Genomic DNA, 22,186 nt, shown 5'->3' with positions numbered 1-22,186 from the left:
TCCAGGCTCGCCATACCGGGCCTGATGACGTGGAGCGCGGGGCTCCGGAGACCTTCGCGACCGAACGCGATGCCGAGGTCTGGTCGAGCAGGAAGGAATCCCTCTTTTTTCCCGCGCGGGAGCCGCGGGTTGACAGGCCCCACGGCCGGCGGAGACCGTTACCCCGGAACAGATCGGCCCTTCCTTGGACCGGCATCGGAAAGGTACGGCGACGTTGATCATCGGTGGGCTACTCTTCGGTGTTCTCCTTTTGGCCGCGGGCGCTTCCTGGGCTCGCCGAAGCTATATGGTGATCATCGTTGACGGAACGAGCATGACGCCGACGCTGACCGACGGCGACCGCGTCCTGGTGCGGCGGCGACGGCTCGATCAGGTGAGCCGGGGCAATGTCGTCGTGCTCGAGCCTCCGCTGGATCCTTCCGGTCGGTACATGCCCGGGCCGTCCGGTCCGGACGGCCGACGCTGGAACATCAAGCGGGTCGCCGCGTTGCCCGGTGATCCGGTGCCGGCGGGGATCACGGCCGGTGCCGCCATGGCTCTGGTGCCTTCCGGGGCGGTGGTGGTCCTCGGTGACAACCCGGCGGACAGTGTCGACTCCCGACAGCGAGGGTTCTTTCCCGCGGACCAGGTGCTCGGCGTCGCACTGCGCCGGTTGGGCGGGTCGGCCCTTTGACATCCACTCCGCCCTAAAGGACGGAGATTCCCGTCTGCCGCGCGTGCGGCTGCGGGTGGGTTACTGCTTCTTCGCGCGGTGCCGGAACACGTCCCGGTCTTACCTGCGCTCCACAGTCGTTTAGCCTCTCCGTCTGCCCGGCGGCGAGGATGTTGATCGCGGCGTTGACGTCCCGGTCGTGGGTGGCACCACATCCGCACGTCCACGACCGGATGTCGAGCGGCATCGAGGTGGCGATGGTGCCGCACGCCGAGCACAGCTTCGACGACGGGAACCAGCGGTTGATCTTGGCGAAGTGGCGGCCGTACCTGACGGCCTTGTACTCCAGCATGGCGACGAACTGTGACCAGCCCGCGTCGTGCACGCTCTTGGCCAGCTTGGTGCGCGCCAGAGCCGACACCGCAAGGTCTTCCACGTACACCGCTTGGTTGTCGCGGATCAACGTGGTGGAGAGCTTGTGTGCCCAGTCTCGGCGTGTGTCGGTCACCTTGGCGTACGCCTTGGCAACCTTGAGCTTGGCCTTGCCCCGGTTCGCCGAGCCCTTCTGCGTGCGGCTCAGCGCCTTCTGCGCCCTGCGGAGTTTCTTGGCCGCGCGCCGCAGGATGCGCGGGTTGTCCACCTTCTCGCCGTCCGACATCACCGCGAAGTGCGTCAGACCCAGATCGATACCAATCTCGGGGCTCGTCTCGGGCAACGGCTCGTCGGAGGTCTCGACCACGAACGACGCGAAGTACCGGCCCGCCGAGTCCTTGATCACCGTCACCGAGGATGGGTCCGACGGCAGCGACCGCGACCAGCGAACCGGCACATCCCCGATCTTCGGCAACCGCAGGCGGCCCGACTCGGTGACCGTGAACCGGGCGTTCTTGGTGAACCGGATCGCTTGGCGGGAGTCCTTGCGCGACCGAAACCAGGGCGGGCCGACTTTGCGGCCCTTGCGCTTGCCTGCCAGGGAAGCGAAGAAGGTGCGGTAGGCGGTGTTCAGATCGGCGAGCGCCTGCTGAAGGATCACGGCTGAGACTTCGCCCAGCCACGCCCGCTGCGGGGTCTGCTTGGCCTGAGTGATGATCCGCTTGGACAGATCCCCGTCCGAGATGTATGGCAAATTCGCCGCGCGGGCATCGGCCCGCATACGCAGCCCGTCGTTGAACACCACGCGGGCGCACCCGAACGCCCGTGCCAGCGCGGCACGCTGGTCGCCGTCGGGATACACCCGGTAGTTGTAACGAAGCCGCACCCGTTAATTCTATCGTTGGTTTATGGCCGAACACGAAGACATCAGGACCGGCAGGCACTGCGTTTTTGCCCTGCATGCGCATTTGGTCTTCGTGACCAGGTTTCGGCACCGGGTGTTCACCGACCCCCACCTGAGCAGGATGGAGGAGATCATGCGGGACGTGTGCGCCGACTTCGAGACCGAGCTTGCCGAGTTCAACGGCGAGAACAATCACGTCCACCTACTGGTGAACTTCCCGCCCAAGATCGCCCTGTCCAAACTCGTCAACTCGTTGAAGGGCGTATCCTCACGCAGGATGCGCACCGAGTTTCCCGAGCCGGCCCGTCACTGTTACCGGGCGAACAGGCTGTGGTCGGGCTCATACTTCGCCGGGTCGGTGGGCGGCGTACCGATCAGCGTCCTGCGCCGGTGCATCGAGCGGCAAAACCGCCCGGCTTAGGGCACGCTCAGGCCCTCAGAGGGCCTTCCCGCGCGGGCCTTCACCCCCGGCCTGAAGGCCGGAGCACTGACCCGCATTCTGGTAGCCGGCGCCAGGGCCGGCGAGGAAGGGATGACCTTGAGGTTTTGCCTCCTTGGGCCGATGCGGATCGAGGTCGACGGCTCACCCGTACAGATCACGGCACCGAAACAACGCACCGTCCTCGCCATGCTGCTCGCACGTGCCGGGCACGTCGTCCCGGTCCGTTCACTGGTGGCCGAGGTGTGGGACGAACGACCGCCCCGCTCGGCGGTGGCGAACCTGCGCACCTACCTCATGCAGCTGCGCAGGCTGATGCCCTCCGCCGATGATCCGGCCGACGAGCGGCTGGTCACCACGGAGGCCGGCTACCTGCTGCGGGTCGAACCGACCGAGTTCGATCTCTCCCAGTTCGAGGCGCTGTTCGCGTACGGTCGCCAGGCGCTGGCCCGCCGGGACCTCGGCACCGCACAGGACGCGTACACCCGAGCTCTCGCACTGTGGCGAGGGACGGCCGCCGAGGACGTGCCGCTGGGGCCGGCCCTGCGGGAGGTGGTCGCCCGTCTCACCGACCAGTATCTCAGCGCGGTGGAGGAGCACACGGAGATCCAGCTCATGCTGGGCGGGCACACGAAGGCGGTCAGGCGGCTGCGCGAGCTGATCGGGCAGCATCCGCTGCGGGAGCGGCTGTACGGCCAGCTGATGGTGGCGTTATACCGGTGCGGCGACGTGGTCGGCGCGCTGGACGTATTCGGGATGGCTCGCCGGGTCCTGGCCGAGGAACTCGGGCTCGACCCCGGACCGGACCTGCGGCGGCTACAACAGGCGGTCCTGCACCGGGACGCGGATCTGATGTCGCCGGACAGGCCACCGACCGGCGGGAACACCGTGATCGAGGGAGCCTCGGACGGGCGCCTCCGGCCACGTCAACTGCCACGGGAGCCGACGGTGTTCGTCGGCCGGTCGACCGAACTCACCCGGATGCTCACAGTGCTGCGTGGTCATCCGGAGGCGGGTGCCGAACCGCCGGTCCTGGCGCTGCACGGCCCCGGCGGGGTCGGCAAGTCGACGCTGGCGCTGCGGGCGGCGTACGCCATGGCCGATCGCTACACCGACGGCCAGCTCTACGTCGACCTGCAGGGATCGAGTCCAGGCCTGCCGCCATTGCAGGCCGCCGAGGTGCTCGGCCGCTTCCTACGGGCCCTGGGAGTGCCGCACGGCGACATCCCCGCGGCGCCGGCGGAAGCGGCCACTCATTACCAGTCTCTGCTGGCCGACCGGCGAGTCCTGATCGTTCTCGACAACGCCGTCGACGCCGCCCAGGTCGCGCCGTTGGTGCCGGCGAGCGGCGGCTGCGCGGCGCTGGTCACCAGCCGGGCGGCGCTGACCACCATGGAGGCCGTGCAGGTCGCCGTCGAGGTGCTCGACGAGGCGGACTCCGTGCGGATGCTCGCGCAACTGGCGGGTCAGTCGCGAGTGACCGCCGAGGCCGAGGCGGCGGCCGGCATCACCCGCCGGTGCGGTTATCACCCACTCGCGTTGCGCATCGCCGGCGCCCGTCTGGCCGCCCGCCCCGATTGGTCGCTCGAGCGGTTCGGCGAGCGGCTGCTGAGCCGACAGCATCGCCTGGACGAGTTGCAGGCCGCTGACCTGGCCATCCGATCCTGCTTTGAGGTCAGCTACGAAACGCTGAGGAGCAGCGTGAGCGCGGCGGCGCGCGCCTTCCGGCTGTTCGGAGTGCTCGATGTGCCGGAGGTCAGCCTTGAGCTCGCCGCCGCGCTGCTCGACGTCGAGCTGAAGGTGGCCGAGGCGGCGCTCGACGAGCTGACGGAGGTTCGCCTGCTGGAGCCGGTCGGCGACGGGCGATTTCGCATGCACGACCTCCTCAGGCTGTTCGCCTCCGAGCTGGCCGTGGCCGAGGATCCGCAGGCTGATCGGGTACGGGCCGTCCGGCGCGCGCTGGACTGGTACCTCGAGCTGTGCCGGCAGGTGAGAGACCTGATGGAACCGCACTTGCGGCCAAAAGGGGGCCTGCCGGACGGACGGGACACAGGCGTGGCCTTCTGGAGCACCACGGAGGCGGTGCGGTGGTTCGAAATCGAGGTGCCGTGCCTGGTCGCGGCCGTCACCCAGGCTGCGACGGGGGAACCCGAGGTCGCTCGCTTCGTCACCGATCTGATGCCGCTGGTCAAAGCTCGGGCGACAAACCGCGGTCATTGGCGGGAGCTTGAGACCATGGCCCGGCTCGCCATCAAGGTGGCGCGGCGGCTTGGTGACAGGACCGGTGAGGCGTTCACACTGACGACGCTGGGGGTGGTGGAATGGCGCACCGGCCGGATCGACGCCGCTCGCGACTGCCTGCACCGCGCCCTCGAACTCCGGCGCGACCTGGGCGACCAGGAGGCCGAAGGGCTGGCGTTGCACAACCTTGGCTGGCTGAGCATGCGCACCGGTGATCTCGATGACGCCCTCGACCACATCACCGCGGGGCTGCGGCTGATCGAGGCACATGGATCGAACCGGGCCGGCATGGTCAGGCACAACCTGGGCGAAGTCCTGCTCCAGCTCGGCCGCTTGCCAGAGGCAGCCGATTGCTTCGAACGGTGCCTGTCCGTCCGACGGGCGGACCGTGACCTGTTCGGGGAGAGCATCACCCTGGCCGCGCTCGGACGTGCCTACTGCCTGCTCGATCGTCGCGGCGAGGCACTGGCCACGTTCGAGGTCGCGCTGAGCCGCTGCCGGGAGACCGGCAACCGGGAGGACGAGTGGGAAGTGCTGCTCAGCAGGTCCGAGATCTGGCTACGGCACGGTGATCCCGCCGCGGCTGTGGCCGACCTGGCCCGGACGCTGGAGCTGACCGCTCAGGTCGGTGACACCTACGGCCAGGCCGCCGCCGCTCGCCAGTTCGCCAGGGCGCGTGCCGCGCTGGGCGACTCGCATGCGGCGGCGGAGGATGCCCGCAGGGCCGAGGACCTCTTCGCGATGCCCGGAATGCGGCGCGATCCGGTGCTGGAGATGCTGCTCACCGCCCGGTTGTAGCGCGGCTGTATCGGCGGCTGTATGTCCCCAAAATAATGTTTCGGCTGCCCGCATCGCTCGATGAAGGACTGAACCAACATGAACGTTCTGGGAAAGCTCGGCGACCACCTCCTTGAGAAGCTGGTACCGAAGGCGACCGCGAAGGCCGACTCCTCCTACTGGCTGACCTGCTACTGCCAGGGGACGACCAGATACGCCAAGCTCTGCCACGTCGTCGGCGGTACGACCGGCTGCGTGTCGGGCTGCGAGAAGCACGGACGCTGCTGACCGGGCCGACCCCGTAGTCCGGGCTCCGAGCGTGTTTCGCGGGTCCTCACCACACGGGGATCCGCGAAACACGCCGGACAGTACGACCCATGAGACGGTGAAGATGCTCTACCTGATGATCGCATGCCAGGCGTTGCTGGCCGGCGTCTTCGTGATCGCGCTGGTGGGCAAGGTTCGCGGGCGGGCGGCGCTCGACGAGTTCGTGGCCTCGATCGTGGCCCTCGGGATGTTCCCGCGCGCGAGGTCCGTGGCGGCGGCGTACGCCGTGCTGGGGGCGGAGGCCGTGGTGATCCTCGCACTCGTGCTGCCGTACACCCTGCTTTTGGGCTTCGCGGCTGCGACGGCGTTGCTCATCGTCCTGACCGCTGGTATCTCGGCCGCCCTGCGACGGGGACGGCACACGCCGTGCCGGTGCTTCGGCGCTTCCGTCACCCCGCTGGGCCGGACACACGTGGTGCGCAATCTTGTTCTGGTGGCGGTCGGCTGTATCGGGTTCGCGGCCGGTGCCGGCGACGCCGGATCCGCGGCGCACCCGGCCGGTGTCGCCCTCGCGTTGGCCACCGCCGCCGTGGGCGCCCTGATCGTGGTGCGCCTCGATGACCTGGTGGGCCTGTTCACCACTTCCGTCTCGCCGCGCTGACGTGCGAGGCGTGCCGGCCTGATGTCCCTAAGCCCGATGTCCTTGAACGAGGTTGTCCGATGACTTTCCTGATCACCGCCGTCGTGCTGGTCGGCGTGCTCTGCGCCTTCGACCTGCTGCTCACCTTCGCGGTACTGCGCCGCCTTCGCGAGCACTCCGCCGAGTTGGCACGCCTCGCCGGACAGCCGCGATTCGCTCCTTACAACCCGGGAGCCCTGGTCGGGCGCACCCTGCCCCAGACCGACACGGATGGTGTCGACCGGCCGCAGCTCGTGGCGTTCTTCGACGTCAACTGCGATGCGTGCCACGAGCACGCGCCACAGTTCGCCGTCGCGGCCCGCACCCACACCGCCATGGCGGTCGTCTCCGGTGACGGTCCGAAGATCGACGACCTCCTCAAGGCGGTCGGCGGCGTGGCGAGCGTCATCACGGCCGAACGCGCCGACAGTCTGGTGAAGGCGATCGGCGTCGAAGCCTTCCCGACATTCCTGCGCGTCGGCCCGGACGGCACGATCGTGGAGGCGCAGACGGAGCTCTCGGCCCTCGCCGAGATGACGTCGGCGAGGTGACGACATCTCCGGCCTTGGCCGCGAAGCCAGGTGGAGGTCGGCTGCGGCTGCGAGATGTCGGCACGGTGGCGTCACTGTGCTGGCGGGCCGGCCCCGGTCTGGCGGCGTCCCAGCTGGCGGTCACCGTCGTCGGCGGCCTGCTGCCCGCGGGGACCGTGTGGATGACGAAGCTTCTCATCGACGGGCTGGCGGCCGGTCGCCCCGATCTCGTACTGCTGCCGGTCAGCGGCCTCACCGCCATCGGGCTGGTCTCCGGGGTGCTGCCGCAGCTCACCGCGTACCTGCGGGCTGAGTCGGAGCGTAGGCTGGATCGTCTGATGCAGGACCGCCTGTACACGGCGGTGAACGGATTCCAGGGCCTGTCAAGGTTCGAGAATCCGGCGTTCCTGGACGGGCTGCGCCTGGCCACCCAGGCTTCGGGAAGCACGTTGGCGCCCATCACCTCGGGTCTGTTCGATATCGGGCGCAATGCCATCATGCTGGTCAGCCTCTTGGCCGCCCTGGCCGTGCTGAGCCCGCTCATGGCGGGACTGGTGGCGCTGGCGGCGATTCCGGCCCTGATCGCCCGGCTGTCGCTGGAGAAGCGACGGATGATAATGATCGCCGGGCAGTCCACGTCGATCCGGCGGCAAATCTTCTACTCTTCCCTGATCACCGATGTGCAGGCCGCGAAAGAGGTCCGGCTCTTCGGGCTGGGCGGCTTCCTCAAGGACCGGATGTTCGGGGAGCTGTCCACCGTCCAGGCCGGTGAACGGCGGCTGGACCGGCAGGAGGCGCTCACCCAATCGCTGCTCGCGGTGCTCTCCGCCGCGGTCAGCGGCGTGGGGTTGATCTGGGCGGTGTACGCCGCGGCGGACGGCCGGTTGACCCTCGGCGACGTGACCGCGTTCGCCGCCGCCGTGGCCGGAACGCAGGGTGCGCTGATCGCGCTGGTGGAGAACGCGGCCAACGCCCGTCAGGCGCTGTCCCTGTTCGGTCACCACGAGCAGGTGACATCGCTGCCCGACGACCTGCCGCCGCCGCGTCGCTCCACGGAGGGACCGTCCGCCACGCTGCCTGCGCTGCGGCGGGGCATCGAGCTGCGCGATGTGTGGTTCCGATACGACGAGAGCCATCCATGGGTGCTGAGGGGAGTCGACCTGACGATCCCGTACGGCGCGTCGGTCGCACTGGTGGGGCTCAACGGGGCCGGCAAGAGCACTTTGATCAAGCTGCTCTGCCGGTTCTATGATCCGTCCCGGGGGGCGATCCTCTGGGACGGCGTGGACCTGCGCGCCGTACCGCCTGCCGAGCTGCGCGCCAGGATGGGCGTGCTCTTCCAGGACTACATGAGCTACGACCTGACCGCGGCGGAGAACATCGGGGTGGGGGAGATCGAGGCTCTGTCCGACCGCGTCAGGATCCAGACCGCCGCCGGGATGGCGGATGTCCACGAAATCGTCGAGGCGCTGCCCCGAGGTTACGACACGCTACTGAGCCGGATCTTCTTCGGGGACGAGGAGGAGGATGACGCCCAGACCGGGGTGCTGCTCTCCGGAGGCCAGTGGCAGCGTCTGGCCCTGGCCCGCACGATGGTGCGCGAGCAGCGCGACCTGCTCATCCTCGATGAGCCCAGCTCGGGCCTGGACGCGCAGGCCGAGTACGAGATGCACCGGCGGTTGCGCAAGCATCGCATGGGGCGCACCAGCCTGCTCGTGTCGCACCGGCTCGGCTCTGTCCGCGACGCGGACCTGATCGTCGTACTCGGCGACGGCCGGATCGTCGAGCGGGGAACGCACGACGACCTCATGGCCGCAGGCGGAGGGTACTCCCAGCTGTTCGAGGTGCAGGCCAGGGGCTATCGCGAGGATGCCGACGTTCAGTGACCGTGTGCGAGGCGGGTCACCATATCGGTTGATCTCCGTCCCTAGGCCGGGTCCTACGCACGTGCCCGAGGACTGGTTGTCATGCTGTGGTGGCTGGTGGCGCCGCACGGCCTGCGGCGAGGAGAAGCGGCCGGACTGCGCTGGCTGGACGTCGACCTGGAGCGGCGTGAGCTCACGGTCGCGCACCAGCTGGTGCAGACCGACGATGTTTTGATCTTGTGTGAGCCGAAGAGCGTGGCCGGCAGTGCCGTCTGCCGCTGTCCGCCAGAAGGTTTCGTCGTGCCTGGTCCAGGCCGTCAGGATCGGACATCGTCGCAGCCCCCGCTACTGATGTGGACACTTGCTTGGTGACAATCCCATCCAAAGCAATCAGAATGAGAATCGGGCTGTTCCCAATCGCGAAGTAACGCGATCCCGCCCGGGCCGGAGTGGCCGGACGGGATCGCGGTGTCTTTCCGGGCCCCGGAGGGTCCACGGGACTTCAGCGGCGGACCGCGGTGAACAGGGCGTAGCTGATCTGCGGGATCTCCCCGAAACGCCGGTTTTGCGCCGACATCACGGAGGTGGCCACAGTGGCCGAAATGGTCGTCTTCCATCACGCCCAGGGCCTCACCCCGGGCGTCATCGGCTTCGCCGAGGACCTCAGGGCCGAGGGACATACCGTGCACACGCCCGACCTGTACGAGGGGCGGACCTTCGACACGATGGAGGCCGGCCTGGCGTACTCGGAACAGGCCGGTGTCGAGGAGATCCTCGATCGCGGCGCGCGCGCCGTGGCGGACCTGCCGGCCGCCGTCACCTTCCTCGGGTTCTCCCTCGGCGTGCTGAACGCGCAGAAGCTGGCCCAGACGCGGCCGGGCGCCCGCGGCGCCATACTCGTCTCCTCCTGCGTCCCGGCCGCCTACTTCGGGCCGTGGCCCGCCGAGGTCCCGGTGCGGATCCACTCCATGGACGAGGACCCCGTGTTCCACGGCGAGGGTGACGCCGAGGCCGCCTACGCGCTCATCGGGGAGGCTCCCGACGCCGAGCTGTACCTGTACTCCGGCGACCAGCACTATTTCGCCGACAGCTCGCTGCCGTCCTACGACCCGGAAGCGGCCGGGCTGCTGCTGCGGCGAACGTTGACGTTTCTCCGGGCACGGTGAGCGAGCGCGACGAACGTCGTCGTCGAGGTGGCCCTGGACCGCGCGAACGCTCCGCGACCGGCCGCCTTCCGGACCGGCGCCCTGGGATACGTCGATCGTCCACCCCGGTGGCCGGAGCGCTAGCTCGCGCCGGCCGGGGTGATCGCCGCGGTGAGTCCGATCGCGAACGCCTCGAGCAGGCGGTCGAGCCGCGGGGCGAAGTCGAGCGCGGCGTGGCCCCAGGCCGGCACCTCCTCGTACAACGCCGCGAGGGTCGGAGTCGGATGGGACACCTGCCAGAAGCCGGCGGCCAGCACGACCGCCACCGCCAGCAGGCTGCCGATCTGCTCGAGCGTCATGCCGCTCGCGTGATCCAGCGTGGCCGCGATCTCGTCGTGGGCGGCGGTGGCGTTGGTCTTGTACCGGCGGGCCCGTTCGACGTCGACGTCGCCCTCGAGGTGCAGCGCGACGTGGGTCAGCAGGTCGCAGAACACCGGCAGTGAGACGAGGGTCCCGCTGACCACCGCCGCGGTCCGCGCCGGCCCGAGTCCGGTGCGATCACCGACCTCACCCCTGATCGCGTCACGCCACTGGCCCCATCCCCGCTCGGCCAGCTCCAGGAGCAACTCCTCCTTGCTGGAGTAATACCGCCGCACACCGGTGCGGTGAAGACCGGCCCGTTCGGTGACCGCGGCCAGGGTGACGTACCGGACGCCGCCGAGCTCCAGCGCGACCGCCTCCGCCGCCGCCAGCAGATCCTCGGCGCGACGCGCCTTGTCCTCGGCCGATCGGGCCCTCTGACGCATCCCGCCAGAATAACGCGCTTCACGATGCGCTATTCCGCGGCGGTGTGGCACCCCACACACATAACGCACCCCAAGATGCGCTATTTCGTACACCCATGGTACGGTCGACTTAACGCATCATGGGGTGCGTTACTGAAGGGGGATCGCCATGAAGGCCGTTCAGGTCACCCGGTTCGGCGAACCGGATGTGCTCGCCGTCGCCGACCTGCCGGATCCGACGCCCGGACCCGGTCAGGTCGCGATCGACGTCACCCACGCCGCCGTCGGGCTCATCGACGTCTACATCCGGCAGGGGCTGTACAAAGACCGCGAAGGACTGCCGCGACCGCCGTACGTTCCCGGCCTCGAGGTCGCCGGCACCGTGCGAGCGCTCGGCGAGGGGGTCACCGGCTTCACCGTCGGCGAGAAGGTGGTGACGCTCTCCGCCACCGCGACGGGCGGATACGCGTCGGTGCACCTCAGCGACCAGACGTGGGTCGTGTCGACACAGGGTTACGACATCGATCCCGCCCTCGCGGTCGCCGTCGTCCCCAACGCGATCATGGCCCACGTCGCCCTCACCCGCGCCATCACCATGTCCGCGGGCGAGAGCGTCCTCGTCCACGGCGCGCTGGGCGCGCTCGCCGCCGCCTTCCCCGGCATCGCCCGGCAGCTGGGCGCCTCACGCGTGGTCGGCACGGTCCGCGCCGAGAGAATGGGCGCGGCGGCCGTCACCAAGCTGCCCTACGACACCATCGTCGACTCCGCCCAGCTGCCCGACGCCCTCGGCGGCGAGAGGTTCGACGTCATCATCGACCCCGTCGGCGGCACGCTCCGCGCGCAGAGCCTGGATCTGCTCGCGCCGTCCGGCCGTCTCCTGCTGGTCGGCAACGCCGGCGGCGACTGGACCCACCGCGTCGACGGCAACCAGATCTGGTACGGCAACGTCGTCGTCGCCGGGTTCAACGCCGGCGCCTACCTGCCGGCCCACCCCGACGCCATCCGGCCCGCGGCCGAGGCCGCGCTGACAGCGGTCGCCGCGGGCCTGGCCGACACCGCGATCGAGGTCCTTCCCCTGGCGGATGCCTCGACCGCCCACGAGCGGCTGGAGAACCACACGGCCAACGGCCGCGTCGTCCTCACCCCGTGAGGGACGGCTCCGCTTTGCGGAGTGACGTGCTGGTCAGTGTCGCGCCACACGAACGGCACGACACCGCCGCAGCGGTCGCGGCGGCGTCGGGCAGCGCGGATCTGGTGTCGGCGACGTCGTCGGGGTGGAGGTCCTTGGCCTGGTGACGGGTGGAGCGGTGGTCGGGGCGAGGGTCCGCTGGATGTCTCGGGGCCTTGCTATCGGGGCCGGGGCAGTAGCCCGTCGAGGATGATCTGGGCGAGGTGTGCGGAGCGTTCGCGGCTGGTGTTCGCGTCGGCGTGGCGGATCGCGGCGAAGGCGCCGGCGACGATTGCCATCACCTCGTCGACTGTTACGTCGTGGCGTACGACGCCGGCGCGATGGGCGCGATCGAGCAGGCGTGCGACCTGGTGCGTGAGGTCTGCCGCGGCGTCCGGAGCGGCGTTTCGCAGGTCGAACTCGGCGGCCGTGAGTGCGCTCTTCACCGCTGCGTTCTCCGCACCCGAGGCCATCATCGCCGACAGCAGCGTGAACAGGGCGGCCGGATCGTCGGTGCCGGTGAGTGCCTCTCCCTTCGTTACCAGCTGTCTGATCTGGTCGATCGAGACGGCAAGGTACAGCGCTTCCTTGGTGGGGAAGTGCCGGTGGACGGTGCCGGGACCGACACCCGCGCGGCGGGCGATCTCGTCGAGCGAGATACCGAGGCCCTGTGAGGCGAACAGGTGCTGCGCGGTCCGCAGTACCTGCTCACGATTGCGGCGTGCGTCGGCCCGTAGCTCCCGGTCGTTCCCGGGAGCCGTCGGCGGCTCGGCTGAAGTGCGTTCAGGCGTTCGGCTGGACATCTCACCCCTACCTTAACCGGGGCGACACCCCGTATGCTGCCTCACATAAGCGGGGCGCTGCCCCGTTTATGTGAGCGCGCCGTCTCACCATGACCAGGCCCGACCGAACACGAGGAGGTCACTCCGATGACCACACGCGAGGAAGCCAGCGCCCTGGTGCTGCGGATGCAGGAATGCTTCAACACCCGGCAGTTCGACCAGGCAGCCGACCTGTTCACCCCCGGCTTCCTCAACCACCCGCTCGGTGCCACCGGGTTCGAAGCGGGCAAGGAGGCCTGGCGCCAGGTCGTCGCCCGGTTCCCGGCCATGCGCGTTCTCGCCGACGACATCCTGATCGACGGCGACAAGGTCGCCGTACGCTCGTCCGTCGAGGGGATGGCAGCCCAGGGCAGCGACGTCCGGCCCATGCTCATCGAGATCTTCCGCATCGACAACGGCCGGCTCGCGGAGACCTGGGGCGTCACCGAGGGTCCGGACCCACGTCGCTGAGTCTCCGCTGCCTCACCGGCCGGCCACCCACTGGATCGTGATCGCCGCAACCGCGCTGTCGTCAGCCGCGATTGGAATCGTGTTCTTGAACACGGGCGACATATTGCTCATAGGCGGTTGATCGACAACACCAGACCAGACAGGGCTTATTTCAGCCGATACGAAACGGTGCGTCGGTTCACGTACTGAGAATGGCTGACCGGCATTACCCGCGGGAAGCGCGGGCAACTGCACCGCGAGCTCGACGACGGCGAGGTGTGACCGCGACTCGCGCCCGCCGCCGGTCCCGTCACACGTCAGAACCGTCGTCAACACCGGTGGCGAACTCGGCGGAGAACTCTGTGGCGAACCTCTCCCTGCCCAGAGCCGCCAGAACCCTGGCGGTGATGCGATCCACGTCGCCGCGTTCGTTCTCCGGCAGCGGGGCTCCGGAGGACTCGCGGGCCCGGGTGGCCGCGCCCAGGAGGCGGGCGGCCCGCACCGGTTGACCCGCGAGGGCGTACGCGCCGGCCAGGCCCTCCTGGGCGAGGGCGAGGGCCCGGGGGTCGCCGCCGTCGCGGGCGACGGCGAGGCTTTGGCGGTGCAGGGCGAGTGCCTCGGAGGCGTCGCCGCGCTGTTCGGCGAGGAAGCCGAGTTCGGCGAGGAGGAGGGCGGGGCCGGGGCCGAAGTCGACTTCGCGGTGCCAGGAGAGGGTGTTGCGGAGATGCTTCTCGGCGAGGGCGAAGTCACCCGCGCGCCGGGCTCCGAGGGCGAGGCCGATCTCGGCGTGGACCTCGCCCGCCGCGTAGCCGTGCTCGGCGGCCAGGGCCATCGCCTTCCGGTGAAACTCCGTGGCCTGCCGGAAGTCACCGGTCAGGAGAGCGACCCTGCCGAGCCCGGTGATCCGGTCGGCGGCGTCCGTCCAGAAGCCCAGTTCCTCGGCCAGCTGCAGACCCACCTGGTGCAGTCGCGCGGCGCGCGCGTAGTCGCCGGTGATCGCGGCCAGCGCCGCCAGCGGATAGGTGGTCTGCAGCTGTCCCCAGCGGTCGCCGAGTTCCTCGAAGAGCGCGTGGCCCTCCTCGGCGTCGCGGCTCAGCGCGGCGAGGTCGCCCCGCAGCAGGGCCTGCGTGGCCCGGGTGCTCTGGGCCGCGGCGATTCCCCAGCGGTCACCGGCCGCGCGAAAGCCGGTCAGGGCGCGGTTCACCAGGGTCTCGCTGCGGGCCAGGTCCTCACCCGCGCTGAGCGAGGCGTAGCCGAGGAACCACTCGGCACGCGCGCAACCGGCTTGGCCGTCGGCCGACACCTCGGACGGACGGATCGGACCGTTGCGTACCTCCCCGGCCAGCAGGGTGAACCCGGCGTGCCAGAGGACGGCCTGGGTACGGAGCGCGGCCTGGACGTCGCCGGTGACGCGCAGGGTCTCGTCCAGCGACCGCCGGGCCTCGCTCAGACGGCCGCGCAGGAACCAGTACCAGGTCAAGGCGAGGGCCATGCTCATCGCCCCGGCGGCGTCCTTCCGCCGCACGGCGCGCTCCAGGGCGACGCGCAGGTTGGCGCTTTCCTGATCAAGGAGTGTCAGCCGGCGTTGCTGGTCGGGGCCGTGGAGTTGGGCCGCGGCCTGTTCGGCCAGTTCGGTGTAGTGGGCGTGGTGGCGCGATTGGAGGGCTTCGAGCTCGCCCGCCTCCGTCAGGCGTTCCAGCGCGTACGCCGCTATCGACTCCGGCAGCCGGTACCGGGGGCCGTCGACCACGGTGACGAGTGAGCGGTCCACCAGCCGGATCAGCGGGTCGAGGACGTCCTGGTCACCGCCGCACACCACCTCGGCCGCCTCGAGGGTGCAACCGTCGGCGAAGACCGCCAGACGGCGCAGGACCGTTCGCTCGTCGTCGCCGAGCAGCTCCCAGCTCCAGTCGATCACCGCCCGGAGGGTCCGCTGGCGCGGTGGCACGCCGCGTTGGCCGCCGGCCAGCAGCCGGAACCTGTCGTCCAGTCGAGCGGACAGTTCGTGTACGCCGAGCGCACGGACCCGGGTGGCGGCCAGTTCCAGCGCGAGGGGGATGCGGTCGAGGCGGCGGCAGATCGTCGCGACGGCCTCGGCATTGTGCTCGGTGACCACGAATCCGGGCGCGGCGGCCGCGGCGCGTACGGCGAACAGGCGCTCGGCGTCGGCCTGCGGCAGCGGCGGCACCGTCCACACCGCCTCTCCGGCCAGACCGAGGGGTTCCCTGCTGGTGGCCAGGACGCTCAACCCGGGTACGGCGGCCAGGATCCGGCGTACGACATCGGCCGCCGCGTCGATGACGTGCTCGCAGTTGTCCAGCAGCAGCAGGAAGCGCCTCGAACGCAGCGCGTCCTCCAGTCCCGCCGTCCCCTCCTCGCGTATGCCCAGAGCGGCGCCCAGTTGCTCGGCCACCTCGGTGGATCCGGCGAGGCCGACCATCCGGACCCCCTCGGGGTAGGCGCCGGCCGCCTGACCGGCCGCCTCCTCCGCCAGCCGGGTCTTGCCGACTCCACCGGGGCCGGTCAGCGTCACCAGCCGGTGGGCGGTGAGCAGTTCACGTACCGCGTGAACCGCCTCCCTCCTGCCGACCAGCTCGGTGAGCGGGGCCGCCAGGTCCGCGGACGTCCGTCTCCGGGAGACCGGGGCCGCCTCCAGCGCCGCGTCGTGCTCGAGGATCGCCTGGTGCAGGGCGGCCAGCTCCGGTCCCGGGTCCACGCCCAGTTCGTCGGCCAGCTGTCTCCGTAGCCCGGTATAGGCGGCCAGCGCCTCCGACTGCCGTCCGGCCTGGTACAGCGCCCGGAGTTGTACGGCGCGCAGCCGCTCGCGCAGCGGGTGGCGGACCGCCAGCTCACCCAGCTCGCCGATCAGCGCGTGGTGTTCGCCCAGTTCCAGCCGGGTCTCGGCGAGCGCTTCCAAGGCGGTCAGCCGCTGTTCCTCCAGCCGCCCGGCCGCGCTTCGCAGGAACGGCATGTCGCCCAGGTCGGCGAAGGCCTCCCCCTTCCACAGCGCCAGGGCCTCCGTCAACAGGTCCGCCCTGGTGCGGGAGTCCTCGGTGTCGTACGCGGCGGCGGTCATGTCGGCGAACCGGTGGGAGTCCACGTCTCCTGAGCCGACACGCAGCAGATATCCCGGGGGCCTCGACTCCACCAGCGTCTCGGCCCCGGGCTCGGCCAGCGCCAGGGCACGGCGCAGCCGGGAGACCTTCGTCTGCAGCGCGCCGGCCGGGTTGCCGGGCAGCCGGTCGCCCCACAGGTCGTCCACCAGCCGGTCCGCCGAAACCGCGCGTCCCGCGTGGACGAGCAGGGCGGCCAGCAGTGCGCGCACCTTCGCCTCGGGGACGTCGACCGCGTGTCCGGCGGTCGTCCAGGCGGTGAGGGGACCGAGCACGGAGAAGTACATGGCTGTACGGTAACCGGCCGCCCGAGGACCGACAGCGGCTCGACAGGGTTCCGACAGCGCCGGTCGGCACAGTGAAGTCATACCGAACGAACCGGCTCGGTGAAGGCAGCCTAGGGAAACAAGGAGTCATCGCATGTCGAAGAACGAGAACCACGAGCGGTCCGCGGTGTCGGTGATCGGCCTGGGGCAGATGGGGGCCCGGCTCGCCCAGGCGTTCCTCGCGGCCGGCTACACCACGACCGTGTGGAACCGCAGCGCCGCGAAGGCCGACGCACTCGTCGCACAGGGCGCCGTCCGTGCGGCGACCGCGGAGGCGGCGGTCGCCGCAAGCCCTCTGGTCGTGGTCTGCCTGCCGGACTACACGACCGTGGACGACCTGCTCGGGCCGGTGGCGGAGAGCCTGCGCGGCCGGGTGCTGGTGAACCTGACCTCCGGAACCCCGGAGGAAGCCGCCCGGACAGCCGACTGGGCGGCCGGACACGGCGCCGGCTACCTCGACGGCGCCGCCATGAGCGGCACCCGGCTGGTCGGGCGCCCCGAGGCGCTGTTCGTCTTCAGCGGCTCCCCGGAGGCCTTCGCCACGCACCGGGCGGTGCTGGCGAGCCTGGGCAACTCCGTACACCTCGGCGCCGACCCGGCACTGGCCCCGGTGTACGACACCGCGCTGTTCGGCCTGGCCTGGGGCGCGCTGGCGGGCTTCTACCACGCCGTCGCCCTGGTGGGCGCATCGGGCGTCGACCCGACCGTCTTCGCGACGGTGGCGGCGGGGCACATGCCGTTCGTCACCTCGTTGATGACCGACCACGCCCGCCAGATCCAGGACGGCCGCTTCCCGAACGACGACGGCACCGTGGAGGTGCACGCGGCGGCGATGGAGCACCTCGTGCACACCAGCAGGGCCCAGGGCATCGGCACCGACGTGCCGGACCTGATCGAGACCCTGCTGAAGCGGACGGCGGCCATCGGGCACGGCGTCAGCGGCATCGCCAGCGTCGTCGAGACGATCACGAAGGGCGAGCGGAATGTCTGAGCGAGCGAAGCCGCCCGTGACGGTCCTCGGTCTTGGCCGGATGGGCACGCCGATCGCGACCGCGTTCCTCGACGCCGGTTACCCGACCACCGTATGGAACCGCACCGCCGGCAAGGCCGACGCGCTCGTCGCACAGGGCGCCGTCCGTGCGGCGACCGTCACCGAGGCGGTGGCGGCCGGCCCGCTGGTGATCGCCCCGCTGCTCGATCACGACGCCGTACGGCAGACCCTCGGGCCCGCCACCGCCGCACTGCGGGGCCGTACCCTGGTCAACCTCGCCAACAGCACCCCCGACCACGCCCGGGAGCTGGCCTCCTGGGCCGGGGGGCACGGCGCCGACTATCTCGACGGCGCCATGATGGCCCTCCCCCAGACCGTCGCCACCCCGGAGGGCTTCTTCCTCTACAGCGGCTCCCAGGACGCCTTCACCGCCTACCGGCGCGAGCTGGAGGTGATGGCCCCGGCACACTATTTCGGTGCGGACCCCGGGGCCGCGGAGGTCCATGACCTGGCCCTGCTGGGCACCGGATACGCGGCCCTCGCCGGATTCCTGCACGCCGCGGCGCTGCTCGACTCGGTGGGCACCACCCCCGAGGTGTTCGCCCCGCTGGCGGCCCGATGGCTGCACGGGATGGCCGGGTTCCTGCCCGAGCTGGCGCGCGAGGCCGGGTCTGCGGCGTACGCGGAAGGGGTCTCCACGGTCGACCTGAACCGGGCCGGGATCGACGGTCTCATCGACCTCAGCAGGGCCAACGGTATCGCCACCGACGTCCACGAACCGCTGAAGACCCTGCTCGACAAGCGGTCGGCCGACGGTCACGGCCAAGACAGCTTCTCCAGCGTGTTCGAGCTGCTGAGGTCACAAGACACCCCGCGGCGATGACCACAGGGCGCGGGCCGGCCCGGTCGCGTGGCGGCGGAGGACGAGCCTGCTCGTACGGGCCGGGTGCGAAACGGCGAGACCGTTGACGGTCGGCGGTCGGCGGTCGGCGGTCGGCGGTCGGCGGTCGGCGGTCGGCGGTCGGCGGGAGCCGGAGACTCACCCGGTGAGGCCGGGCCCGCCGCGCACGCGCCGCACGAGGTCGCCGGCGGCCTCCGGCCATCGGGCGTGGTCGAAGGCGAAACCCGCCTCGAGCAGACGGCCGGGGACGACCCGGCGGCTCTTCAGCAGGAGTTCGGTGTCCGAGCGCAGCGCGAACGCGCCAAGCTCGGCCATCCACCTCGTCGCGGGCAGACCCACCGGAACACCCCACGCGGCGCGTAGCACGCGCATGAACGTACGCTGCGGCAGGGGGTCGGGGGCGGCGAGGTTCACCGGCCCGGCGAGGTCGTCCCGGCCGGCCAGGAACTCGACGGCGCGGACAAAATCGCGGTCGTGGATCCAGGACACGTACTGCGCGCCGCCCGCGACCGGGCCGCCGAGGCCGAGCCGCGCCAGTCGCAGCAGGACGTCGAGGACGCCGCCACGATCGGGACTCATCACCATGGCGGAGCGCAGGGCGACCTTGCGCGTGTGCGGGGTCTCGGCTCGCTCCTGCGCCCGCTCCCACGCCTTCGCGATCTCAACGCTGGAGGCCCAGTAGCCGGGGACGCCGGGCTCGGTGCCGCCGAGCACGCCGGTCGCCTCGTCGTTGGGCGCGTCGAAGCGGTGGGAGTAGACGGTGGCGGTGCTCATCTGCAACCAGACCCGGGGAGGCCGCGCGGCGGCCGCGATCGCCTCACCCACAACCCGGGTGGAGCGCACCCGCGAATCCATCATGGCCCGCAGATTGGCCGCGGTGTAGCGACAGCTGACGCTGCGTCCGGCCAGGTTGACCACGATGTCGCTGCCGTCGATCTCCTCCGCCCACGGCCCCAGGGTCTCGCCGTCCCAGCGGACCTCACGGTCGCGCACCGGCCGCCTGGTCAGGACCACGACCTCGTGGCCCGCGACGGTCAGCGCGCGATTCAGGATCGTGCCCACCTGCCCGGTTCCCCCGGGTATCACTAGCTTCATAAGGCTTCCCCTAGGTAGGTGGGACGAGCCTAGCGCAGCGAGTTGAACGTGTTCGAAAGTGGGTCGACGCTCACGTCCGGGGAAACCCGGCACGGTTCCGGGCCGCGGAACCGGAAGGACCGCGGGGTGGTGCACCTCGCGCCGACTCGGCGCCCGTCCCGAACCTCGGGGGGGCTCTCAGCGGCGGACCGCGGTGAACAGGGCGTAGCTGATCTGCGGGATCTCCCCGAAGCGCCGGTATATCTCCCCGCACGCGGTGAGCTGCTCGGCGAGCTCGCCTCCCAGCCGGACGGCGGAGGCCGGGAGGATCTCACCCACAAGCTGAAAGGACCGGCTGATATTTGCCCATATGTCGTGGAATATCTCGATCTTCAATCCGGCGCGGTCCATCTCCTCGTAGAACTCGTCGACGGTGGGCAGGAAGTGGACGTCGAAGCTCCGGGAGAAGTGCTCCACGTCCGCGGCGTCGTCACCGGCGAGGGGACCGAGCAGATACCACTCCCCCACCACGAACCGCCCGCCGGGACGCAGCACCCGGGCGATCTCGCCGAGGGCCGCCGCCGGGTTCTCCATGTGGGCGAGGGACTCGATGGCGTACGCGGCGTCGAAGGAGTCGTCGTCGAAGGGGAGCCACATCGCGTCGGCGAGCTGGAAGTCGGCGTGTCCCTGCCCCCGGCCCGCCTCGGGGCGGGCCTCGGCCAGCCGCACCCGGTACTCGCTCAGGGTGACCCCGGTGACGTGGACGTCACGCGCCACGGCGATGCGCACGGCGGGTCTGCCGGTGCCCGAGCCCACGTCCAGGACACGCTCCCCGGGAACGACCTCCAGGCGCTCGGCCACCAGGTCGGTGAGGTGGTCCGTCGCCTGGGCGGCGGGCGCCTCGTCGTGGTCGTCCGTCCAGTAGCCGACGTGCAGGTTGCCGCCGAACGCGTCGGCGCAGGAATCGGTGAGCTGGTTGTACATCTCGCCGATCACCTCGGGCGAGAGCTTTTCCTGACGGGCCATAACCAACCTGTCTCTCAGGGGCGGTCTGCGTGGAACCCCGTGGCGGGAAAGCCCCATGAAAGACGCGCCTGCCTGGGAGCATGCGGCCGGGTGAGACCGCACGGTCACCCACCCGCGACATTTCCTGGAAATCCCGGGACGAACGCTCGCGGTGCGGTGTTCTCGGCTCCACCGCACTTCACCGCGTGCGGTCGCCAGATTACTCAGGCCACGCCCCGGCAGGTGCCGGGCCGGCACCGCCTGTTCGGTAAACCTTCGGCCATGAGACACGTCCCTCGCGCGGACACCGGAGCGGCCCCGCGGACCGTGGCGACGGCTCCGCCGGACCTCGGGTCCGCCGCGATCCGGACCGGTTCTCCTCGCGGTCGGCGCCGCGCCCGCCGGGAAGTCACGGTCCCGTCCTGCCGGACGGCTTTCCCCGAGACACCCGACACCGGCCCACCGGGCATCGGGATCAGCCGGCCTTGTCCTCCATCCTCGCCTCCTCCAGGAGCACCAGGGCCAGGCTGTCGGCGGCGTCGACTCGGCCGAGGGCACCGGCGGCACCGGCCATGACGGCGCGGGCCCGCGGGTCCCGCAGGAGGGCGTCGAGCTCGGCCAGGAGCCGGTCGGCGGTGGGGCCGTTCTCCAGGAGGGCGCTGGCCGCGCCCGCCTCGGCGAGGTAGCGGGCGTTCTGGCGCTGCTCGTCGGCGGCGGAGGGCACCAGGGGGATGAGGACGGACGGCTTGCCCACCGCGGTCAGCTCGGCGACCGTGCCCGCCCCGCTGCGGGAGACCACGACGTCGGCGGCGGCGAGCACGTCGGCCAGCTCGGCGCCGACGTACGGCACCGGGTGATAGCGGTCGCGCAACCCCACGGGAAGCCCCGCGGCGGTACGGGTGAGCTGGGCGATCCAGCCGGGGCCGCACTGGTGGATCACCTGCGCGCGGGAGAGCAGCTCGGGCAGGATCGCCTCGACCATGGTGTTGATCTGGCGGCTCCCCTGAGCCCCGCCGGTCACGTAGACCAACGGCAGGTCGGACGAGAGCCCGAAGTGGCGCCGCCCCGCGTCGACGTTGCCGCGCAGCAGGTGGGGGCGGACCGGGTTGCCGGTGACGACGGCCCGGTCGCGCACGCCCGCGGGCAGGTGCTCGATCGAGGAGGGGTGGGTCAGCGCGATCCGCCGGGCGAACCGCGACAGGATGCGGTTGGCCAGGCCGAGCGAGGTGATCTGCTCGTGCATGACCAGCGGCCGGCCCAGCACCCGCGAGGCGACGCCCAGCGGCACGCACACGTACCCGCCGGTCGACAGCACCACGTCGGGGCGGTAGCGGGCGGCGATGCCGAAGGCCTGGAACACGCCGACCGGGATCCGGAACATGTCCGCGAGGTTGGTCGCCAGCTCTCGCGGGTTGGGCGAGCGCCTGAGCTTCCCCGCCGTAATGGCGCGGAACGGGATGCCGTGCTCAGCCGCGACGCGGGCCTCCAGGCCGGCCGCCGTACCGACCCAGAGCACGTCCAGGTCGAGCCCCCGCGCGGCGGCGTGGTCGCGCAGGGCCGCGACGGTGGTCAGCGCGGGGTAGGTGTGACCACCGGTCCCGCCTCCGGTGACGAGCAACCGCAGGGTCCGGCGATTTCCGGCCTCCATATGTCTCCATCCTTCCAATATCACGCTGGTCCG

Annotated in this window: 20 protein-coding genes; 13 read left to right on the top strand and 7 right to left on the bottom strand. The window is 70.6% G+C overall.

The window, feature by feature from the left end; all coding sequences use genetic code 11:
• Positions 1-214 precede the first annotated feature (214 nt).
• On the top strand, positions 215-673 hold the full coding sequence (locus OG587_RS26760; protein WP_329079927.1) for a S26 family signal peptidase: 459 nt from the start codon (positions 215-217) through the stop codon (positions 671-673).
• A gap of 13 nt (positions 674-686) precedes the next feature.
• Here the strand turns inward: OG587_RS26760 and OG587_RS26755 are convergent, their stop codons facing one another.
• Positions 687-1,910, bottom strand: coding sequence for an RNA-guided endonuclease InsQ/TnpB family protein (locus OG587_RS26755; RefSeq protein WP_329079925.1), 1,224 nt, complete (start codon positions 1,908-1,910; stop codon positions 687-689).
• A gap of 22 nt (positions 1,911-1,932) precedes the next feature.
• On the opposite strand from OG587_RS26755, the gene tnpA reads away from it, so the two are divergent.
• The 8 genes from tnpA to OG587_RS26715 all read left to right on the top strand — a co-directional run bounded on the left by tnpA (position 1,933) and on the right by OG587_RS26715 (position 9,892).
• A complete protein-coding gene (tnpA, locus tag OG587_RS26750; RefSeq protein ID WP_329079923.1) occupies positions 1,933-2,349 on the top strand; it encodes an IS200/IS605 family transposase in 417 nt (138 codons plus the stop codon).
• A gap of 141 nt (positions 2,350-2,490) precedes the next feature.
• The gene (locus OG587_RS26745; protein ID WP_329079922.1) at positions 2,491-5,406 is read left to right on the top strand and encodes an AfsR/SARP family transcriptional regulator; all 2,916 of its coding nucleotides are present in this window, start codon (positions 2,491-2,493) and stop codon (positions 5,404-5,406) included.
• Between the two features lie 78 nt (positions 5,407-5,484).
• On the top strand, positions 5,485-5,673 hold the full coding sequence (locus OG587_RS26740) for a hypothetical protein (protein ID WP_329079920.1): 189 nt from the start codon (positions 5,485-5,487) through the stop codon (positions 5,671-5,673).
• Between the two features lie 103 nt (positions 5,674-5,776).
• Positions 5,777-6,313, top strand: a complete 537-nt coding sequence (locus OG587_RS26735; protein WP_329094031.1) for a MauE/DoxX family redox-associated membrane protein — start codon at positions 5,777-5,779, stop codon at positions 6,311-6,313.
• Between the two features lie 59 nt (positions 6,314-6,372).
• A complete protein-coding gene (locus OG587_RS26730) occupies positions 6,373-6,882 on the top strand; it encodes a hypothetical protein (protein ID WP_329079918.1) in 510 nt (169 codons plus the stop codon).
• Entirely contained in the window at positions 6,879-8,747 is a 1,869-nt protein-coding gene (locus tag OG587_RS26725; RefSeq protein WP_329079917.1) for an ABC transporter ATP-binding protein, read from the top strand. Before OG587_RS26730 ends, OG587_RS26725 begins: the two co-directional genes overlap by 4 nt.
• A gap of 81 nt (positions 8,748-8,828) precedes the next feature.
• Positions 8,829-9,098, top strand: coding sequence for a hypothetical protein (locus OG587_RS26720; RefSeq protein WP_329079915.1), 270 nt, complete (start codon positions 8,829-8,831; stop codon positions 9,096-9,098).
• 230 nt (positions 9,099-9,328) lie between these two features.
• Positions 9,329-9,892, top strand: a complete 564-nt coding sequence (locus tag OG587_RS26715; RefSeq protein ID WP_329094029.1) for a dienelactone hydrolase family protein — start codon at positions 9,329-9,331, stop codon at positions 9,890-9,892.
• Positions 9,893-10,011: 119 nt separating this feature from the next.
• Here OG587_RS26715 and OG587_RS26710 read toward each other — a convergent pair whose 3' ends face one another.
• Entirely contained in the window at positions 10,012-10,677 is a 666-nt protein-coding gene (locus OG587_RS26710; protein ID WP_329079913.1) for a TetR family transcriptional regulator, read from the bottom strand.
• A 148-nt stretch (positions 10,678-10,825) separates the two neighbouring features.
• Between OG587_RS26710 and OG587_RS26705 the strand changes: the two genes are divergently transcribed.
• Complete coding sequence (locus OG587_RS26705; protein ID WP_329079911.1) at positions 10,826-11,806, top strand: quinone oxidoreductase family protein; 981 nt, start codon at positions 10,826-10,828, stop codon at positions 11,804-11,806.
• A gap of 197 nt (positions 11,807-12,003) precedes the next feature.
• Here the strand turns inward: OG587_RS26705 and OG587_RS26700 are convergent, their stop codons facing one another.
• Entirely contained in the window at positions 12,004-12,627 is a 624-nt protein-coding gene (locus OG587_RS26700) for a TetR/AcrR family transcriptional regulator (RefSeq protein WP_329079909.1), read from the bottom strand.
• A 126-nt stretch (positions 12,628-12,753) separates the two neighbouring features.
• On the opposite strand from OG587_RS26700, the gene OG587_RS26695 reads away from it, so the two are divergent.
• Entirely contained in the window at positions 12,754-13,116 is a 363-nt protein-coding gene (locus tag OG587_RS26695; protein ID WP_329079908.1) for an ester cyclase, read from the top strand.
• Positions 13,117-13,405: 289 nt separating this feature from the next.
• On the opposite strand, the gene OG587_RS26690 is transcribed toward OG587_RS26695, so the two are convergent.
• Positions 13,406-16,495 (bottom strand): BTAD domain-containing putative transcriptional regulator, encoded by a 3,090-nt coding sequence (locus OG587_RS26690; RefSeq protein WP_329079906.1) that lies wholly within the window; start codon positions 16,493-16,495, stop codon positions 13,406-13,408.
• A 133-nt stretch (positions 16,496-16,628) separates the two neighbouring features.
• Here OG587_RS26690 and OG587_RS26685 point away from each other — a divergent pair, with 133 nt between their 5' ends.
• Positions 16,629-17,525: an NAD(P)-dependent oxidoreductase gene (locus OG587_RS26685; RefSeq protein WP_329079903.1), complete on the top strand. Its 897-nt coding sequence runs from the start codon at positions 16,629-16,631 to the stop codon at positions 17,523-17,525.
• Positions 17,518-18,408 (top strand): NAD(P)-dependent oxidoreductase, encoded by an 891-nt coding sequence (locus OG587_RS26680; RefSeq protein ID WP_329079901.1) that lies wholly within the window; start codon positions 17,518-17,520, stop codon positions 18,406-18,408. Before OG587_RS26685 ends, OG587_RS26680 begins: the two co-directional genes overlap by 8 nt.
• A 156-nt stretch (positions 18,409-18,564) precedes the next feature.
• Here the strand turns inward: OG587_RS26680 and OG587_RS26675 are convergent, their stop codons facing one another.
• The 3 genes from OG587_RS26675 to OG587_RS26665 all read right to left on the bottom strand — a co-directional run bounded on the left by OG587_RS26675 (position 18,565) and on the right by OG587_RS26665 (position 22,153).
• The gene (locus tag OG587_RS26675; protein WP_329079900.1) at positions 18,565-19,521 is read right to left on the bottom strand and encodes a DUF1731 domain-containing protein; all 957 of its coding nucleotides are present in this window, start codon (positions 19,519-19,521) and stop codon (positions 18,565-18,567) included.
• Positions 19,522-19,698: 177 nt separating this feature from the next.
• Positions 19,699-20,526 (bottom strand): methyltransferase domain-containing protein, encoded by an 828-nt coding sequence (locus OG587_RS26670; protein ID WP_329079898.1) that lies wholly within the window; start codon positions 20,524-20,526, stop codon positions 19,699-19,701.
• A gap of 454 nt (positions 20,527-20,980) precedes the next feature.
• Positions 20,981-22,153: a UDP-N-acetylglucosamine--N-acetylmuramyl-(pentapeptide) pyrophosphoryl-undecaprenol N-acetylglucosamine transferase gene (locus OG587_RS26665; protein WP_329079896.1), complete on the bottom strand. Its 1,173-nt coding sequence runs from the start codon at positions 22,151-22,153 to the stop codon at positions 20,981-20,983.
• Positions 22,154-22,186 lie beyond the last annotated feature (33 nt).

The organism is Streptosporangium sp. NBC_01469, assembly GCF_036227305.1.
Classification (GTDB): Bacteria; Actinomycetota; Actinomycetes; order Streptosporangiales; family Streptosporangiaceae; genus Streptosporangium.
The sequence above is the reverse complement of the archived record's forward strand: the minus strand, read 5'-3'. Positions and strand labels throughout refer to the sequence as shown.

Bases quoted from the DNA above. Each gene is read 5' to 3' on its own strand.
- OG587_RS26665 (WP_329079896.1), bottom strand. From the start codon at position 22,153: ATGGAGGCCGGAAATCGCCGGACCCTGCGGTTGCTCGTCACCGGAGGC.
- OG587_RS26700 (WP_329079909.1), bottom strand. From the start codon at position 12,627: ATGTCCAGCCGAACGCCTGAACGCACTTCAGCCGAGCCGCCGACGGCT.
- OG587_RS26670 (WP_329079898.1), bottom strand. From the start codon at position 20,526: ATGGCCCGTCAGGAAAAGCTCTCGCCCGAGGTGATCGGCGAGATGTAC.
- OG587_RS26715 (WP_329094029.1), top strand. From the start codon at position 9,329: ATGGTCGTCTTCCATCACGCCCAGGGCCTCACCCCGGGCGTCATCGGC.
- OG587_RS26675 (WP_329079900.1), bottom strand. From the start codon at position 19,521: ATGAAGCTAGTGATACCCGGGGGAACCGGGCAGGTGGGCACGATCCTG.
- OG587_RS26735 (WP_329094031.1), top strand. From the start codon at position 5,777: ATGCTCTACCTGATGATCGCATGCCAGGCGTTGCTGGCCGGCGTCTTC.
- OG587_RS26705 (WP_329079911.1), top strand. From the start codon at position 10,826: ATGAAGGCCGTTCAGGTCACCCGGTTCGGCGAACCGGATGTGCTCGCC.
- OG587_RS26680 (WP_329079901.1), top strand. From the start codon at position 17,518: ATGTCTGAGCGAGCGAAGCCGCCCGTGACGGTCCTCGGTCTTGGCCGG.
- OG587_RS26710 (WP_329079913.1), bottom strand. From the start codon at position 10,677: ATGCGTCAGAGGGCCCGATCGGCCGAGGACAAGGCGCGTCGCGCCGAG.
- OG587_RS26695 (WP_329079908.1), top strand. From the start codon at position 12,754: ATGACCACACGCGAGGAAGCCAGCGCCCTGGTGCTGCGGATGCAGGAA.
- OG587_RS26740 (WP_329079920.1), top strand. From the start codon at position 5,485: ATGAACGTTCTGGGAAAGCTCGGCGACCACCTCCTTGAGAAGCTGGTA.
- tnpA (WP_329079923.1), top strand. From the start codon at position 1,933: ATGGCCGAACACGAAGACATCAGGACCGGCAGGCACTGCGTTTTTGCC.
- OG587_RS26730 (WP_329079918.1), top strand. From the start codon at position 6,373: ATGACTTTCCTGATCACCGCCGTCGTGCTGGTCGGCGTGCTCTGCGCC.
- OG587_RS26720 (WP_329079915.1), top strand. From the start codon at position 8,829: ATGCTGTGGTGGCTGGTGGCGCCGCACGGCCTGCGGCGAGGAGAAGCG.
- OG587_RS26745 (WP_329079922.1), top strand. From the start codon at position 2,491: ATGCGGATCGAGGTCGACGGCTCACCCGTACAGATCACGGCACCGAAA.
- OG587_RS26690 (WP_329079906.1), bottom strand. From the start codon at position 16,495: ATGTACTTCTCCGTGCTCGGTCCCCTCACCGCCTGGACGACCGCCGGA.
- OG587_RS26685 (WP_329079903.1), top strand. From the start codon at position 16,629: ATGTCGAAGAACGAGAACCACGAGCGGTCCGCGGTGTCGGTGATCGGC.